This is a genomic window from Aeromicrobium flavum (genome assembly GCF_007992115.1).
GTDB lineage: Bacteria > Actinomycetota > Actinomycetes > Propionibacteriales > Nocardioidaceae > Aeromicrobium > Aeromicrobium flavum.
Genome location: NZ_BJZQ01000008.1, coordinates 111988 through 127471, shown reverse-complemented (window position 1 = coordinate 127471; position 15484 = coordinate 111988). Strand labels below are relative to the sequence as shown.

The following is a 15484-nucleotide window of genomic DNA, read 5'->3' as shown; positions in this document are numbered from 1 at the left end:
CCCGCCACTCGGCGAGTGGCGGGCGTCTTTGCGCCACTCGCGGTGGAGGGGCGGACGGACGGGCCGGCTCAGCCGCTGCCACTGCTCTTGCGGGCCTGGCGCGACAGCGAGTCGATCGTGACGGCCAGCAGCAGGACGGCGCCGGTGACCATGTAGCGCACGTAGGCGTCGACCCCGATGAGGTTCAGGCCGCTCGTGATCGACTGCAGCACGAGCATCCCGAACAGCGCCGAGTACACCGAGCCGCGCCCGCCGAACAGGCTGGTGCCGCCGATCACCGCCGCGGCGATGGCCATGAGGTTGGTGTCGGTGCCGCCGCTGGTCTGGCTCACCGCCTGCAGGCGGCCGGCGGCCAGCACACCGCCGAGTGCAGCGAACATCGAGCACAGCGCGAAGACCGAGACGTAGACCCGGTCGACGCCGATGCCCGCGCGCCGCGAGGCCTCCTCGTTGCCACCGACGGAGAAGACGTGCCGGCCCCAGGTGGTGCGGCGCAGCAGGAAGTCCATCGCGATGATGACGCCGACCCACAGCAGCGGCATGGCGCCGATCCCGCGGTCGAGGTTGAGGTACCAGGCGACGCCCGCGACCGCCGCCGTGATGACGACCGCGCGCACGACGACCGACCGCAGGCGCGGCGTCGACAGGTTGGCCGCCGAGCGGCGGCTCAGCGTGCGCATCCGTGCCAGCAGGTAGCCCGTGCCGACCACCGCGGCCAGCACGTAGGACAGCCACGGCGGCAGGAAGGTGAAGTTCGCGAACTCGATGAGGGCCGAGTCGCCCGGCAGGTTGACGGTGCCGTTCTTGCCCAGCACGTTCAGCTGCGCCCCCAGGAAGGCCAACAGGCCCGCCAGCGTGATCACGAAGCTCGGCACGCCGAACCGGGTGTACAGCAGCCCGTAGAACACGCCGATCAGCAGCCCGGCGCACAGCGCGGCCAGGATCGACCCGAGCAGCGGCCACCCCTGGTACACCAGCAGAACCGCGAGGACCGAGCCCGAGAGGCCCGACACCGAACCGACCGACAGGTCGATCTCGCCGAGCAGCAGCACCAGCACGATCCCCACGGAGATCATCCCGATCGTCGCGGAGTCCAGGCTCAGCTCGACGAGGTTGCGGGCTGACAGGAAGCGGTCGTTGAGCGAGTAGAAGACGATCCAGATGATGACGAGTCCGACGACCACCGGGATCATCCCGAGGTCGCCGGAACGCAGTCGGCGTCCCAGGTTCGACAGCATCGCCCGCGGCGACGTGTCCTGGACGAGCCGCTCGTCGGCGCGATCGGCGAAGCTCATGCGTTCTCCTCGGGCAGGTGACCCTGGGGGTTGGGGGCGACGTCGGCACCCTCGGAGCGGGCACGCCGGGCGGCGACCACGTTGTCCGAGGCACCGGTGATGGCGGCGACGAGCTGGTCGGTCGTGACGTCGTCGATGTGGAACTCGGCGGCGTTGCGGCCGAGGCGCAGCACGTAGATGCGGTCCGCCACCGCCTGCACGTCGGCCATGTTGTGCGAGATGACGACGACGCCGAGACCCGACTCGCGCAGCCGCTCGATGAGGTTGAGCACCTCGGCGGTCTGGGCGACGCCCAGCGCGGCGGTCGGCTCGTCGAGCATGACGATCTTCGGCTCTCCCACCAGGCTCCGCGCGATGGCGACGGTCTGGCGCTGGCCGCCCGAGAGCGCGGCGATCGGGATGCGCACCGACGGGATCTTGGCCGAGAGCTGCCGCAGGAGCTCCCAGCTGCGCGACTCCATCGTCTCCTCGTCCAGCACACCGGTGGAGGTGGCCTCCTGGCCGAGGAAGAGGTTGGCGACGACGTCGAGGTTGTCGGCGAGGGCCAGGTCCTGGAAGACGGTGGCGATGCCGAGGGCCTGCGCCGACTTCGGACCGTGGATCTGGACCTCGCGGCCCTCGACCTCGATCGCACCGGAGTCGGCGCCGTAGACGCCGGCGATGATCTTGACGAGCGTGGACTTGCCGGCGCCGTTGTCGCCGACGAGGGCCACGACCTCGCCGGGTCGGACGTCGAAGTCGACGTCGGTGAGGGCCTGCACGGCGCCGAAGCGCTTGTTGATGCCACGCATGGACAGCACGGGAGCGGTCATGGGGTTTCCTGGGGGTGAGCGGTGAGCAGGACGTGCGGCACGGGGGCCGGCCGGAGCCGACCCCCGCCCGGTGGCACTCAGGACAGGCCGGCGTCCTCGCAGGCCTTGGCGTACTCGGAGGTGCAGATGTCCTCGACGCTGTAGAACTCGTCCTTGACGACCGTGTCGCCCACGTTGTCCTTCTTCACGGCGATCGGATCGAGGATGAACGACGGCACGCCCTGGAAGTCCTCGGTGCCGGAGATCTTCTCCTCGTTGGCCAGGTCGACCGCCAGCTCGGCGGCCTGGTCGGCCTCGGCCTTGATCGGCTTGTAGACGGTCATGAACTGCTGACCGGCGACGATCCGCTGGATCGCGGCGAGCTCGGCGTCCTGACCCGTGATCGGCGGGAGCTCCGCAGCGCCGCCGGCCTTGAACGCGGCGAACACGCCGCCGGCCTGGCCGTCGTTGGCGGCGTAGACGCCGGCGAGGTCGCCGGGATCGACCTTGTTGAACTGCGAACTGGTGAACTTCTGGGCGTTGTCCGGGCTCCAGTCGGGGTTGTCGTACTCGGCCACGACGTTCAGGCCGCTGCCGTCGATGGCGGAGTGGGCGCCCTTCTTGAACTGCGCGGCGTTCGGGTCGGTCGGAGAGCCGTTGAGCATGAGGATGTCGCCCTTGCCGCCCGTGGCCTCGATGAGCGCCTCGCCCTGCATCTGGCCGACCCGCTCGTTGTCGAAGGAGATGTAGTAGTCGGCTCCCTCGATGAAGCGGTCGTACGCGACGACGGGCACGTCGGAGCCCTGGGCGGACTTCACGATCGTGGTGGCGGCCTTGCCGTCGACCGGGTCGAGCACCAGGACCGAGGCGCCGTTCGTGATGGCCGACTCCGCCTGCTGCTGCTGCTTCGAGGCGTCCTGGTCGGCGTTGAGGTAGTCGACCTTGCAGCTGTCGCACAGCTCCTTGACCTTGGCCTCGAAGAGCGGCTTGTCGAACGACTCGTAGCGCGTCGTCTTGGTCTCGGGGAGCAGGAGGGCGATGGTCTTGCCCTCGTCCGAGCCGCTGCCGCCGTCGTCGTTGGATCCGCACGCGGACAGGCCGCCGAGGCCGATCGTCAGGGTCGCCGTGGCGATGGCGACGCGAGAGATGGTGTTCACAATTCCTCCAAGAAATGTCGACCCCACGTCGGCGTGGGAGTACGCCCAGTGAACTACGTCACACGTTTGACGTCAAGAGATGAACACTAGGCGAGCGAGAGCACGCTACCGCACCATTTTGCGTTCGGCTCTTGACGGTATCTAGGGCCTGCGTCACAGTGGACGCCATGCCGACCAACCCCGGGACCACCGCGGCCCTGCGCGCCTCCAACCAGGGCCGCGTCGTGCGCGTCGTGCGCGAGGCCGGAGGTCTCAGCCAGGCCCAGATCGCCCGACGCACCCAGCTCGCCCCGGCGACGGTGTCCGGGATCATCCGCGAGCTCGTGGACGCCGGCTTCCTGCAGTCCGAGGCCGGATCGGGTCGCCGCGGCGCGACCGTGACGGTCTCCCCCGGCGCCGGCGTCGTCGCCGGCGTCGACTTCGGCCACTCCCACCTGCAGGTCGCGATCGCCGACCTCGCCGGGGACGTCCGCGACTCGCACGTGGTCGCCGTCGCGGCCGACGTGCCCAGCGACGACGCGCTGGCGATGGCCCGCTCGATGGTCGACCGGCTCCTCGCCGACGGCGGGCAGACGTACGACGACCTGCGCGCCGTGGGCATGGCGATCCCGGCGCCGATCGGTCGCGACGGGATCATCGACTCCGGCTCGATCCTGCCCGGGTGGGTGGGGGTCGAGGCACGGTCCGCCGCCGAGAAGGTCTTCGAGCGCGCCACCGTGGTGGACAACGACGCCAACCTCAGCGCGCTGGCCGAGTGGCGGCGCGGCGCCGGGCGCGGCCACGAGGACCTCGTCTACATCAAGATCGCCTCCGGTGTCGGGTGCGGCCTGGTGCTGGACGGACGCGTGCACCACGGCGGCCTCGGCACCGCGGGCGAGCTCGGCCACCTCACGGTCAACGAGTCGGGGCCCCTGTGCCGCTGCGGCAGCCGCGGGTGCCTCGAGGCGTACGTGGGTGGCGCGGCGCTGATCGCCCAGTACGCGCCCACCGGCGGCCAGATGGACGTGCCCGCGTTCGTCGAGAAGGCGCTGCGCGGCGACCAGGGCGCACGCCGGCTGATCGAGGACGCCGGCCGCCACCTGGGCGAGGCCGTCGCGGCCGTCGCCAACCTGCTCGGACCGGAGGTGGTCGTCATCGGCGGCGACCTGGCCGACGCCGGCGACCTGCTCCTCGACGAGGTGCGCGCGTCGATGCGCCGCCACGCGCTGACGCCGGTCGCCCGCGAGGTGCGCGTCACCGCCTCGGAGCTGGACGACCGTCCGTCGTGCATCGGCAGCGTGCTGGTGGCCCTCGAGGCCGTCGAGCTGCCGGGCTGAGTCAGGCCAGGCGCTCGGCCGCGGCGGCGATGCGCTCGTCGGTGGCGGTGAACGCGAAGCGCACGTGGCGCGTGCCGGTGACCCCGTAGAAGTCGCCCGGAGCCACGAGGATGCCGCGGTCGGCGAGCCATTCGACCGTGTCGCGGCACGGCTCGTCGCGCGTGGCCCACAGGTACAGCGAGCCCTGCGAGTGGTCGATCCGGAAGCCGGCGCCCTCGAGCGCCGTGCGCAGCGTGGCGCGGCGGCGGGCGTACCGCTCGCGCTGCTCGTCGACGTGGGCGTCGTCGGCCAGCGCGGCCTGCATCGCCGCGGCGACGGGCACCGGCAGCATGAAGCCCAGGTGCTTGCGCACCGCCAGCAGCTCGGCCACGACGGTGGGGTCGCCGACGACGAACGCGTCACGGTAGCCGGCCATGTTGGAGCGCTTCGACAGCGAGTGCAGCGCGATGATGCCGTCGAGCGAGCCGCCGTTGACCCGCGGGTCGAGCACGGAGACGGGCTCTCCCTCCCACACGAACTCCAGGTAGCACTCGTCGCTGACCAGCAGCGCCCCGGCCTCGCGGCAGAAGTCGACCCACGCCTTGAGATGCTCGCGGCCGACGACGCGGCCGTGCGGGTTGGCCGGGAAGTTGATGAAGACCAGCTTCGGCCGCTGGGGCCCGAACGCCACGCGCGAGTCGGTGGCGAGCGCGGTGGCGCCGGCGTAGGCCGCGCTGACCGCGTACGTGGGGTAGGCCGTCTCGGGGAGCCCGACGACGTCGCCCGGACCGACGCCCAGCTGGACGCACAGGTTGGCGATGAACTCCTTGCTGCCGATCGTGGCCAGCACCTCGTCGGTGCCGATGCCCGGGATCGAGAACCGACGGTCGAGCCATTCGGCCACGGAGCGGCGCAGCGACTCCGGACCCAGCACCGTGGGGTAGCCGGGCGAGTCGGCCGCGGCGATCAGCGCCTGGCGCGCGACCTCGGGCGTGGGGTCGACCGGCGTGCCGATCGACAGGTCGACCAGGCCGCCGGGGTGCTCAGCGGCGCGCGCCTTGGCGGCGGCGATCGTGTCCCACGGGAAGTCGGGGAACCGTCCCGACACCCGAGCCCGCGTCACGCTCAATCACTCCTGGTTCTGCGGCGGCAGCGCCTTGATCATCGCGTGGTCGGCGTCGATCACGCCCATCTTCGCGGCGCCACCGGGCGAGCCGAGGTCGTCGAAGAAGTGCACGTTCGCATCGTAGTAGTCCTTCCACTCGTCCGGGGTGTCGTCCTCGTAGAAGATCGCCTCCACCGGGCAGACCGGCTCGCAGGCACCACAGTCGACACACTCGTCGGGGTGGATGTAGAGCATGCGGTTGCCCTCGTAGATGCAGTCGACGGGGCACTCGTCCACACAGGCACGGTCCTTGATGTCGACACACGGCTGGGCGATCACATACGTCACGGGCTTGCTCCTTCGGTTCGACGTTCAGTATCGCGTGCGGGACCTGATCCCCGCTGCCCGGGTTCGCCTCATGAGATCGTGTCGTCGTGGATCTGGTCGGGCGACGCGTCTCCGTGCGCCATCGCGACGGCGACGGCGTGCGCGACGTCGTCGGCCGCGTGCTCAGTGCCGAGCCCGCCGGACTGCGGATCGAGCGCCGGGACGGGGACCTCGCGTTCGTCCCCGCGGGCACCGTCCTGGCGATGCGCGTCGTGCCCGACCGGCCGACGCGCACCCGCCGAGCCGCCGCGATCGCGCCGGAGGACCTGACCCGGATCACGTCGCGCGGCTGGCCCGCCGTCGAGTCGGTCGCGGTGGGCGAGTGGGAGCTGCGGGCGTCCGGCGGCTTCACGGGGCGGGCGAACTCGGTCGCGGTGCACGGCGACCCCGGCGTCAACGACCCCTTCGGCGCCGTCGTGTCCTTCTACGACGACCGGGGACTGCGGCCGCTGGCCCAGCTGGTCGAGGGCTCCGCGTGGGACCGCGCGTTCGCAGAGGCCGGCTGGACGCCGGTCACGGACCAGCCGCCCGGCGCGATCGTGCAGGTGGCCGACCTGCGCACCGCGCCCTCCCCCGACGCGTCGGCGATCGTCGAGACCCACGCGAGCGACGCGTGGCTGCGGCACTACGGCCGCGTCACCGACCCCGCCACGGCCCGCGCCGTCCTGGAGGGGCCGGCGACGGTGGGCTTCGTCTCGATCGACGACGTGGCGATCGGCCGCGTGGTCGTCACGGGCGAGTGGGCGGGCCTCGCGGCGGTCGAGGTCGACCCCGCGCACCGGCGCCGCGGTCTGGCGACGCGGATCGTCGAGACCTCGCTGGCCTGGGCCGCCACGCACGGCGCCGACAAGGCCTACCTCCAGACGATGCGCCACAACGACGCCGCGCTCGCGCTCTACGCGCCCTACGGCTTCACGACGCACCACGCCTACCGCTACCTCACCGCGCCCTGAGTCGCGCGACGTCCGGCCCCGCCGCGCCCCTGCCACTTTTGGTCCCGGATCCACGCCGAGACGGCCGATCCACGTGGATCCCGTTCCAAAAGTGGAGAAGGGGCCGCGGGAAGGGGGCGCGGGAAGAGCTCAGTCGGACTTGGGCTTCTTGCCGCAGATGACGCGATCGGCCGCCTGGTAGTAGGCGGTGTCCTTCTCGGTCTTGACGCGCTGGCCGCCCTGGTAGAAGTCACGGTGGATGTCGATGTCGAAGCCGGTCACCGGGGACTGCGAGACGCACGCGGGGGTGTCGTCGTACTGGGTGCCCGGCTCGCGGAAGTTGTAGCGCTCGCTCGAACGCGCCTTCACCGAGTAGACCTTCGTGCCGTACATCTCGACGTTCATCCGACCCTCGGAGCCCGGACTGCTGCGGTCGACCCACGCCCGGATCACGACACCGGTCTTGTAGGGGTTGCGGAACCGCAGGTCGAGGCTGCCGTAGTAGATCGTCGCCTCGCGGCCCACCGGGTACCGGTCGATGTAGAAGGCGTGCGGGTGGTGCTCGACGTCGTCGAGGCCCGAGAAGAACGCCGCGTTGTACGCCGTGGTGGCCACCTGGGACACGCCGCCGCCGAGCTCCTCACGGAAGACGCCGCCGTTGATGACGAAGCCGGAGACGAACCCGTTCGCCGCGGTCCGCTCGCCGACGATGTCGTTGAAGCTGAACGTCTCGCCGGGCTCGAGGATCGTGCCGTCGATCCGGCGCGCCGCCTCGGCCTGGTTGGTGTTGCGGTAGTCGGCGTGCGGGTAGCGGGTGGTGTAGCTGCCGATCCGCTCCTTGATGCCGAGCGCCTCGGCGTCCTTCGTCGTGAACTCCGGCTGCACCGCGGTGGCCTTGACGGTGATCGAGCGCGCGTCGCCGGTCTTGGTCAGCACGGGCACGAGCTGCTGCGCCATCTCGTCGGGGTCGAGGCCGATGCCGGCCTTGCTGGGCACGACGACGGGCCGACCGCCGGCGAAGCTGAAGGAGGCGTCGACCGCGCGGCGACCGACCCCCGTCGTCGAGCTCGTCAGCGGGCCCGCGAGGTCCTTGGCGTCGATCACCGGCACCATCGCGTCGCCCTTCACGACGACCGACAGCGCGGGTGCGTACGCGGTGACGGGCAGCTCGACCCGACTCGTCCCGACCTTCAGCGTCACGGGCCCCGCGACGGCCGGCTCGGCGATCTGCCGGACCGCCTGCTGCAGCCCGGCGGCGTCGACCGCGGGCGCGACCGGCGAGACCGGCACGCGGACCGGGCGGTCGGTGGTGAGCCACGAGTCGCGGATGAGCTCGGCGAACTCCTGCTGGGGCACCTGATTGCCGGCCTTCGGCTGGCGCGGCTTCGGCTTCGCGTCGGGGAACGTGATCTGGGCCTGGACGACCGGCTGGTCGACGGTCTCGGCGACCGAGGCCGCGGCGGCGGCGAGCTTCGTGCGGTCGACGTCGAGCTCGGGATCGTGGTCGGAGCCGCCGGCGAACAGCGCCACCATGTCGCGCGGGTCCCACGAACGGCCTCCGGCGGCCCGGATGCTCGCGGGCACGTCGACGGACAGGCCGGCCTGCTCGGGGTCGAGCTCGAACCGCTGGTCGTCGAAGGTGGCCACGATCGGCTCGTCGATGCGCTCGGCCAGGCCACGGGTGAGGGCGGACTCGGCGGCGTCGGGGCTCTTGCCGCCGACCGCCACGCCCGCGATCGTCGTGTCGGCGGGCAGCCGCTGACCGGTGAGGACGTAGCCGGCGACGTAGGCGGCCGCCAGGACGGCCACGACTCCCCCGGCGACGGCCAGGACGCGACGCCGACTCACTGGCCGCCCCGGTACACGGTCTTCTCGGACTCGGGCTGGCGCACGATCGTGCCGTAGTGCGAGCGGTAGTACAGCAGCGGGTCGTCCGTGTCGTCCTGGTACTCGGCCCACACGACGCGTCCGACCAGGATCAGGTGGTCGCCGCCGTCGTGCTCGGCCTCGGTCTCGCACTCGAGCCACGCCAGCGACTCGTCCAGCAGCGCCAGTCCGCCCGGGCTGCGGTGGTGCGCGATGTTCTCGAACTGGGTGTCGAGCGGTCGGCCGCGGTGGGCGAACCAGGCCGAGGCCTCGCGGCCGTGCTCGGAGAGGATGGAGACGCCCCAGCGGCGCGACTCGCGGACCGCGTCGTGGAACCGGCTGCCGCGGTTGGTGCACACCAGCACGAGCGGCGGGATCAGCGAGACGGACGTGAAGGCGCTGGCCGTCATCGCGTGATCGAGCCCGTCGTGGGCGGTCGAGACGACGGTGACGCCGCTGGCGAATCGCGACAGAGCACCCCGGAAAGCGGCTTGATCGACGGACTTCTCCACCCGTCAAGCCTACGGGCTCGCGCCCAGCAGGCCGATCAGCCCAGTCCGGCGAAGAGGTCCTCCTCGAACCCCGACACCCCGGCCGGTCCCGCGACGCCCTTGGCGAGACGGTAGAACTCGGTGCCCCACGTGATCGCCGCGAGGTCCAGGCCCATGGCGAAGAACTGGCCGTCCGGCGTGATCTGCGTGGCGTGCGCCTTCATCGCGTCGAGCTTGGCCTGCACGTGCTCCGGCGTCGACGAGATCGCGGCGCTGAGGGCCTCGTCCTCGGAGAACATCGGCGGCAGGTTCTCGAGATCGAACTCGAACGGCATCTCCTGCCCGGCCTCGGCCATCAGGCGCGCCCCCTCGCGCAGCCGCGAGGCCGACTCGGCGGTCCAGTAGACCTTCGGCACGTCCCAGGCCGGCCCGAGGTCACGGCGGTGGGAGTCGACGGCGGCCAGGGCCGCGGCGTAGGTCGAGACGCGGTGGGCCTGGATGTGGTCGGGGTGGCCGTAGTTGCCGAACTCGTCGTAGGTCACGAGCACCTGCGGGCGGAGCTCGCGGATCACCGCGACGAGGTGGTTGGCGGCCTCGAGCAGGTCGGCGCGCCAGAAGGCCCGTGGGTCGATCTCGTCCATCGGGGCGGCGTTGCCGTTCTCGTCCCACACCATGCCCGAGTCGCGGTAGGCGCCGTCGCCGCCGAGCCGGCGGAAGTCGGTGACGCCCAGGTGTCCCATCGCGTCGGACAGCTCGACGAGGCGCTGGGGGCCGAGGCGGTCCTCGTGCTCGGCGGCCAGGTGCGCCAGGTCGGGGATCAGCACCTCACCGTGCTCGCCGAGGGTGCAGGAGACGAGCGTGACGTGGGCACCTTCGGCGACGTATCTCGCCATGGTGAGTCCGCACTGGATGGACTCGTCGTCCGGGTGGGCATGGACGAGCAGCAGGCGACGATCGGGCATGGCACCAATCTAGGCGGTGGGCCACGGAGGCCGTCCTGACAAGATGTGGAGCATGACGGACTCCTACCCCCGACTGGCTGCCCGGACCCTGCGCTTCACCCTCGGCGTGCCGCGCAACCTGACCGTCTCGCCCGACGGGCGGACCGTCCGGTTCATCCGCACCCCCGACGGCGTCACGCGCTCGGGCCAGCTGTGGGAGCTCGACGTGGAGTCCGGCACCGAGTCGCTGCTCGTCGACCCGCAGGCCCTCCTCGGCGGTGCCGACGAGGACCTCTCGCCCGAGGAGCGCTCACGACGCGAGCGCGCCCGCGAGTCCGCCGGCGGACTGGTCTCCTACGACGTCGACGCCACCGGGCGGTGGGCCTGCTTCCCGCTCTCGGGGCGGCTCTTCGCGGTCCACCTGGGGGCGAAGGCCGTCCACGAGCTGCCCGTCACCGGCTCCGTCATCGACCCCCGGCTGGACCCGACCGGGCGCCACGTCGCCTACGCCACCGCCGAGGGCGAGCTGCGCGTCGTGTCGGCGGCCGGTGCCGACGACCGCGCGCTCGTGTCGCCCTCCTCCCCCACCGAGGCCTGGGGCCGCGCCGAGTTCATCGCGGCCGAGGAGATGGAGCGCTTCCGCGGGTTCTGGTGGGCGCCGGACGGGCGCTCGCTGCTGGTCGAGCGGTACGACGACGCCGAGGTGTCCGTCTGGCACATCGCCGACCCGGCCAACCCCAACCGGCCCGCCGCCGAGCAGCGGTACCCCGCCGCGGGCACGACCAACAGCACCGTGACCCTGTGGCACGTCCCGCTCGACGGCACCGAGCCGACCGAGGTCGCGTGGGACCACGCGGCGTTCGAGTACCTGGCCCGGGTCGACTGGGCCGAGGGCTCCGATCCCGTGCTCCAGGTGCTCAGCCGCGACCAGCGCCGTTCTCTCATCCTCGAGGTCGATCCCGCGACGGGCGCCACCCGGACCCTGCGCGAGCTGGCCGACGACGCGTGGGTCGAGCTGTCGTCGTCACCGCGCCGCGACCCGCAGGGACGGCTCGTCACGGTCGAGGACGTCGACGACCGACGCCGGGTGTGCGTCGACGGCGCGCCCGTCAGCGGCGACGACTGGCAGGTCCGCTCGATCGTGACCGTCGACGAGGACGGCGTCCTGGCCACCGCCTCGAGCGAGCCCACCGAGGTCCAGCTCGTCCGCTTCCGCACGGACGGCTCGACCGAGGTGCTCACCGAGGGCGCGGCCGTCCACGGCGCGGTCGTCGGAGGCTCCACCAGGGTCATCGTCCGCAGCGACCTCGACTCGACCACCACGACCGTCACGGTGCACCCCGAGTCCGGCGAGCCCCGGTCGATCCGCGTGCTGGCCGAGCCCGCCCCCCTCTCGCCCGACGTCCGGTTGGTCCGCCTCGGCGACCGCGAGCTGCGCGCGGCGGTGCTGTTCCCGCGCGACCACGTGCCCGGCTCGCGCCGCCTCCCGCTGCTGATGGACCCGTACGGCGGGCCGCACGCCCAGCGGGTGCTCGCGTCGGGACGGATGTTCCTCGAGGCACAGTGGATGGCCGACCAGGGCTTCTGCGTCGTGGTGGCCGACGGACGGGGCACCCCCGGCCGCGGGTCCGCCTGGGAGCGCGAGATCCACCACCGGTTCGCCGAGGTCACGCTGCAGGACCAGGTCGACGCGGTGGCAGCGGTCGCCGCGCAGTTCCCCGACGACGTCGACACCGGTCGGGTCGGGATCACGGGCTGGTCGTACGGCGGCTACCTCGCCGCGCTGGCGGTGCTGGCCCGGCCGGACGTGTTCCACGCGGCGGTCGCCGGCGCGCCTGTCACCGAGTGGAGGCTGTACGACACCTGTTACACGGAGCGCTACCTCGGCCACCCGGGCGAGGTGCCCGAGGTCTACGACGCGAACTCACTGCTGCCGCTCGCGCCGCGTCTGGAGCGTCCGCTGATGCTCATCCACGGGCTGGCGGACGACAACGTCGTGGCCGCGCACACGCTGCGACTCTCGTCGGCGCTGCTGGCGGCGGGACGCCCGCACACGGTCCTGCCGCTGTCCGGGGTCACGCACATGACGCCTCAGGAGGAGGTCGCCGAGAACCTCAAGCTCATACAGATGGGGTTCCTGCGAGAGCAACTGGCCTGACCAGCTGCAGCCGGCGGCCACCGCGACCCGCGACGGGACGGTTGATCGGGACGACGTCGCCGTGACGGCGCGGCACCTCGACCAGCGAGGCCATCGCCGTGCCGAACTCCTCGATCGCCACGTCGGCGGCCTCGAGGCGGCCGGCCTGGAGGTGGAACGACTGCCACATCTCGGGGTACTCGCGGGCGATGACGCGGGGGCCCGACTCCATCGCGGTGACCTTCTGCAGGAAGGCCTCGGCATCGGTGCGCAGCGGGTCGAGGCCGCTGTAGTGCACGACGATCGGGGGCAGTGAGGCGAAGTCGCCGTGCAGCGGCGAGGCGCCGGGATCGCGCGGGTCGGCACCACCGAGGTAGGTGCGAGCCCAGCGGGTCGCGAGCGCGGGGGTGAACCACGGGTCGGAGGCGGCCGGGCGGGCGCGATCGACGTCGGCGCTCATGTCGAGCCAGGGGCTGATCATGCCGATCGCGGCGGGCATCGGCATGCCGAGGTCGCGGATCTCGAGCGCCATCGCCAGGGCCAGGCCGGCACCGGCGTCGTCGCCGGCGAGGACCACGGTGGTCGGGTCGACGCCGTAGGCCGGCAGCGAGCGGTAGAGGCCGATGAGCGAGTCGAGCGCGGCCGGGTAGGGGCTCTCGGGGGCCAGCGGGTACTCCGGCAGCAGCACGTCCATGCCCGAGTGCTTGGCGACGTGGGCCGCGAAGGCGCGGTAGGCCCGCGAGCTGCCGACGACGTGACCGCCGCCGTGCAGGTAGATCATGGTGGCGCGGCCGGTGGCCGGCCCCGCTCCCTCGACGGTGACGAACTGGATCGGCAGACCCGCGATCATGTCGAAGTCGTAGACGGCGCCCTCGGGAGCGCGGGCGGCGCTGGCGATCGAATCGGCCATGGTGCGCTTGGCGCCCAGGCTCACGCGGGTCGAGTGCATCACGGGTCGCGCCATCGCCAGGCGGGTGCGCACGAGCGGCTTCGGAACGCTCATCGTTACTCCTTCGTCAAAGGACCGGGGCAGCAACCCGACCTAAGTAAGTAGGTATTGACTTCTAGGAAGTGACGTCAGATTAGGCTCGCTATGACGCGAGTTGCAAACGAATTCCGAAATTAGATGATTCAGGTCACAGAGTGACGCTCCTTCAGTCACATTGGTCCCATGAGCCCCACTAGTTTCAGTGCTTCTCCCCCAATGTCGGGCCCGGTGACTTACGGTTTCTCGCGTGACTGTTGAACGAGGCCCCAAACGGCGGATGTCCGCCGAGGATCGGCGTGCCCAGATCATCGAGTCGGCCCGCCGCGTCTTCGCGGAGAAGGGCTATGCCGCCACGCGCACCCGCGAGATCGCCGCGGAGGCCGGCGTCAACGAGGCCATGCTGTACCGCCACTTCCCCTCCAAGGAGGAGCTCTTCGAGGCCTCGGTGCTCGAATCCATCGACGCCGCGATGGTGCGCGCCATGGACAACGCCAAGGGCATCAGTCGCGACCTCGCCGGCTCCTCGGCCGAGATCCAGGACGGCATGCGTCGCTTCTTCACCGATCTGGCCGACCTGGCCGTCGACCTCGGCCCCCTGATCGGCGCCACCGCGTTCGGCCCCGACTCCCCGGTCCGCAGCAAGCTCGTCGACCGCCTCGACGCCCTGTTCGACGTGGCCACCTCGATCACCGTCAACGGCATCCCCGACCTGATGAAGGACGAGGTCGACGTCCGGCTCGGCCACGAGAAGATCTTCGGCGCGCTGTGGTTCGCGGCGGAGATGGCGCGTTGGACCGGCCGACCCTTCGACCGCGAGGCCGTCCTCGACCAGATGATGCTGACGATCTACGAGGGCCTCATCAACCTGCCGGAGGACGAGCAGCCCGCTCCGGTGTGAGCGCGCGGACTCAGCGCATAGGGCGCTTCAGCCTCCGCGGCGCCTCGGGCAGCGGGGCCGGCGCGGGAGCGCTCTCCTCGGGGGCCTCGACCAGCCACCCACCGTGGCGCTCGGCCCACTCCCCCAGGTCCTCGGCGGGGTCGACCTCGACCAGCCAGGCTGCGTCCTCGAAGTCGTCCTCGCCGGCGAACTCGTCGCGATGCAGCCGGTGAGCCAGCCCCCGGGACGCCAGCTCGGCGACGAACGACTCGGCGTCGTCGCGCTCGTCGAAGTGGACCTCAGGCATGCTGCGACGGTAACGCGCCCGACTCCGTCCCCCGCGGCAGGATCCACCGGGTCAGGGCGGTGCCCCACAGGGCCGCCAGCACGAACATCACGAGGCCGTACACCGCGGCCGGCACCGAGAGCTCCACGTTGTCGAGGACCTCGACGGCGACGTAGATGGCCAGTGTCGCGTTGTGGATGCCGATCTCGAACGAGCATGCGACCGCCTGGCGCTCGGTGACGCCAGCCCACCAAGGCACGAGGAACCCGATGACGAGGCTGGCCGCGCAGAAGATCGTGACCGCCGGGCCGACGGACGTGGCGTAGTCGCCGGCGTTGGCACGCTGGTCGATGACGATGCCCAGGATGATGACGAACAGCAGCAGGGCCGAGCCGATCCGGACCGGCTTGTCCATGCGGTCGGCGAAGTCCGGACGCTTCGCCCGCACCAACATGCCGAGCCCCACCGGGACCAGCACGACGGCGAAGACCTCGACGATCTTGCGGTACTGCAGGGAGACGTCGTTGCCCAGGTCGAAGTACGCCAGGGCCAGGTTTGCGACGAGCGGCAGCGACACCACCGCGATGATCGAGTTGATCGCCGTCAGGGTGATGTTGAGGGCTACGTCCCCGCGGAACAGGTGGCTGAACAGGTTCGCCGTGCTGCCACCGGGAGAGGCCGCCAACAGCATCATCCCCACCGCCAGCAGGGGCGACAGGTCGAGCGCGAGGACCAACCCGAAGCACACGACGGGCAGCAGGAGCAGTTGGCACAGCAGTGCCACGACGACCGCGCGGGGTGACCTGCGCACGCGGGCGAAGTCACCGAGGGTGAGCGACAGGCCCAGGCCGAACATGATGATGCCGAGCGCGGCGGGCAGTCCCACCGTCGACAGGGTCGAGTCCATGGCGGACACCCTACGTGACCTGGGTCACT

Annotated in this window: 15 protein-coding genes; 4 read left to right on the top strand and 11 right to left on the bottom strand. The window is 71.4% G+C overall.

What is annotated here, in order from left to right:
* Nucleotides 1-68 precede the first annotated feature (68 nt).
* The 3 genes from AFL01nite_RS09805 to AFL01nite_RS09795 form a co-directional block, all read right to left on the bottom strand.
* Nucleotides 69-1295: a sugar ABC transporter permease gene (locus AFL01nite_RS09805; RefSeq protein WP_146827492.1), complete on the bottom strand. Its 1227-nt coding sequence runs from the start codon at nucleotides 1293-1295 to the stop codon at nucleotides 69-71.
* Nucleotides 1292-2107, bottom strand: a complete 816-nt coding sequence (locus AFL01nite_RS09800) for an ATP-binding cassette domain-containing protein (RefSeq protein WP_146827491.1) — start codon at nucleotides 2105-2107, stop codon at nucleotides 1292-1294. The genes AFL01nite_RS09805 and AFL01nite_RS09800 overlap by 4 nt, the downstream gene beginning before the upstream one ends.
* 77 nt (nucleotides 2108-2184) lie before the next feature.
* Nucleotides 2185-3243 carry a substrate-binding domain-containing protein gene (locus tag AFL01nite_RS09795; RefSeq protein WP_246119668.1) on the bottom strand — a complete coding sequence of 353 codons (1059 nt, stop codon included), beginning with the start codon at nucleotides 3241-3243 and terminating at the stop codon, nucleotides 2185-2187.
* Nucleotides 3244-3410: 167 nt separating this feature from the next.
* Here AFL01nite_RS09795 and AFL01nite_RS09790 point away from each other — a divergent pair, with 167 nt between their 5' ends.
* Nucleotides 3411-4559, top strand: coding sequence for an ROK family transcriptional regulator (locus AFL01nite_RS09790; RefSeq protein ID WP_146827490.1), 1149 nt, complete (start codon nucleotides 3411-3413; stop codon nucleotides 4557-4559).
* 1 nt (nucleotide 4560) lies between these two features.
* Here AFL01nite_RS09790 and dapC read toward each other — a convergent pair whose 3' ends face one another.
* Both dapC and fdxA read right to left on the bottom strand, forming a co-directional pair.
* Nucleotides 4561-5661 carry a succinyldiaminopimelate transaminase gene (dapC, locus tag AFL01nite_RS09785; protein ID WP_222593483.1) on the bottom strand — a complete coding sequence of 367 codons (1101 nt, stop codon included), beginning with the start codon at nucleotides 5659-5661 and terminating at the stop codon, nucleotides 4561-4563.
* A 6-nt stretch (nucleotides 5662-5667) separates the two neighbouring features.
* The gene (gene fdxA / locus AFL01nite_RS09780; protein ID WP_146827489.1) at nucleotides 5668-5991 is read right to left on the bottom strand and encodes a ferredoxin; all 324 of its coding nucleotides are present in this window, start codon (nucleotides 5989-5991) and stop codon (nucleotides 5668-5670) included.
* 86 nt (nucleotides 5992-6077) lie between these two features.
* Here fdxA and AFL01nite_RS09775 point away from each other — a divergent pair, with 86 nt between their 5' ends.
* A complete protein-coding gene (locus AFL01nite_RS09775) occupies nucleotides 6078-6983 on the top strand; it encodes a GNAT family N-acetyltransferase (RefSeq protein ID WP_146827488.1) in 906 nt (301 codons plus the stop codon).
* Between the two features lie 129 nt (nucleotides 6984-7112).
* On the opposite strand, the gene AFL01nite_RS09770 is transcribed toward AFL01nite_RS09775, so the two are convergent.
* The 3 genes from AFL01nite_RS09770 to mshB are packed head-to-tail and all read right to left on the bottom strand — an operon-like array spanning nucleotide 7113 to nucleotide 10281.
* Entirely contained in the window at nucleotides 7113-8810 is a 1698-nt protein-coding gene (locus tag AFL01nite_RS09770) for a VanW family protein (protein ID WP_146827487.1), read from the bottom strand.
* Nucleotides 8807-9340 carry a flavin reductase family protein gene (locus tag AFL01nite_RS09765; RefSeq protein WP_146827486.1) on the bottom strand — a complete coding sequence of 178 codons (534 nt, stop codon included), beginning with the start codon at nucleotides 9338-9340 and terminating at the stop codon, nucleotides 8807-8809. The genes AFL01nite_RS09770 and AFL01nite_RS09765 overlap by 4 nt, the downstream gene beginning before the upstream one ends.
* A 35-nt stretch (nucleotides 9341-9375) precedes the next feature.
* Nucleotides 9376-10281 carry an N-acetyl-1-D-myo-inositol-2-amino-2-deoxy-alpha-D-glucopyranoside deacetylase gene (gene mshB / locus AFL01nite_RS09760; RefSeq protein ID WP_186813892.1) on the bottom strand — a complete coding sequence of 302 codons (906 nt, stop codon included), beginning with the start codon at nucleotides 10279-10281 and terminating at the stop codon, nucleotides 9376-9378.
* Between the two features lie 52 nt (nucleotides 10282-10333).
* On the opposite strand from mshB, the gene AFL01nite_RS09755 reads away from it, so the two are divergent.
* Nucleotides 10334-12418 (top strand): S9 family peptidase, encoded by a 2085-nt coding sequence (locus AFL01nite_RS09755; protein ID WP_186813891.1) that lies wholly within the window; start codon nucleotides 10334-10336, stop codon nucleotides 12416-12418.
* Here AFL01nite_RS09755 and AFL01nite_RS09750 read toward each other — a convergent pair.
* The gene (locus AFL01nite_RS09750) at nucleotides 12381-13400 is read right to left on the bottom strand and encodes an alpha/beta hydrolase fold domain-containing protein (protein ID WP_146827483.1); all 1020 of its coding nucleotides are present in this window, start codon (nucleotides 13398-13400) and stop codon (nucleotides 12381-12383) included. The two genes, AFL01nite_RS09755 and AFL01nite_RS09750, sit on opposite strands and share 38 nt — an antisense overlap.
* A gap of 232 nt (nucleotides 13401-13632) precedes the next feature.
* Here AFL01nite_RS09750 and AFL01nite_RS09745 point away from each other — a divergent pair, with 232 nt between their 5' ends.
* On the top strand, nucleotides 13633-14283 hold the full coding sequence (locus AFL01nite_RS09745; RefSeq protein WP_146827482.1) for a TetR/AcrR family transcriptional regulator: 651 nt from the start codon (nucleotides 13633-13635) through the stop codon (nucleotides 14281-14283).
* A gap of 10 nt (nucleotides 14284-14293) precedes the next feature.
* Here AFL01nite_RS09745 and AFL01nite_RS09740 read toward each other — a convergent pair whose 3' ends face one another.
* Nucleotides 14294-14569 carry a hypothetical protein gene (locus AFL01nite_RS09740; RefSeq protein WP_222593482.1) on the bottom strand — a complete coding sequence of 92 codons (276 nt, stop codon included), beginning with the start codon at nucleotides 14567-14569 and terminating at the stop codon, nucleotides 14294-14296.
* Complete coding sequence (locus AFL01nite_RS09735; RefSeq protein ID WP_146827481.1) at nucleotides 14562-15455, bottom strand: bile acid:sodium symporter family protein; 894 nt, start codon at nucleotides 15453-15455, stop codon at nucleotides 14562-14564. The genes AFL01nite_RS09740 and AFL01nite_RS09735 overlap by 8 nt, the downstream gene beginning before the upstream one ends.
* Between the last annotated feature and the right edge of the window lie 29 nt (nucleotides 15456-15484).

Excerpts from the sequence above, each read along its gene's own strand:
- AFL01nite_RS09800 (WP_146827491.1), bottom strand. The coding sequence starts at position 2,107 with ATGACCGCTCCCGTGCTGTCCATGCGTGGCATCAACAAGCGCTTCGGC.
- AFL01nite_RS09740 (WP_222593482.1), bottom strand. The coding sequence starts at position 14,569 with ATGCCTGAGGTCCACTTCGACGAGCGCGACGACGCCGAGTCGTTCGTC.
- AFL01nite_RS09735 (WP_146827481.1), bottom strand. The coding sequence starts at position 15,455 with ATGGACTCGACCCTGTCGACGGTGGGACTGCCCGCCGCGCTCGGCATC.
- AFL01nite_RS09790 (WP_146827490.1), top strand. The coding sequence starts at position 3,411 with ATGCCGACCAACCCCGGGACCACCGCGGCCCTGCGCGCCTCCAACCAG.
- AFL01nite_RS09750 (WP_146827483.1), bottom strand. The coding sequence starts at position 13,400 with ATGAGCGTTCCGAAGCCGCTCGTGCGCACCCGCCTGGCGATGGCGCGA.
- AFL01nite_RS09755 (WP_186813891.1), top strand. The coding sequence starts at position 10,334 with ATGACGGACTCCTACCCCCGACTGGCTGCCCGGACCCTGCGCTTCACC.
- mshB (WP_186813892.1), bottom strand. The coding sequence starts at position 10,281 with ATGCCCGATCGTCGCCTGCTGCTCGTCCATGCCCACCCGGACGACGAG.
- AFL01nite_RS09805 (WP_146827492.1), bottom strand. The coding sequence starts at position 1,295 with ATGAGCTTCGCCGATCGCGCCGACGAGCGGCTCGTCCAGGACACGTCG.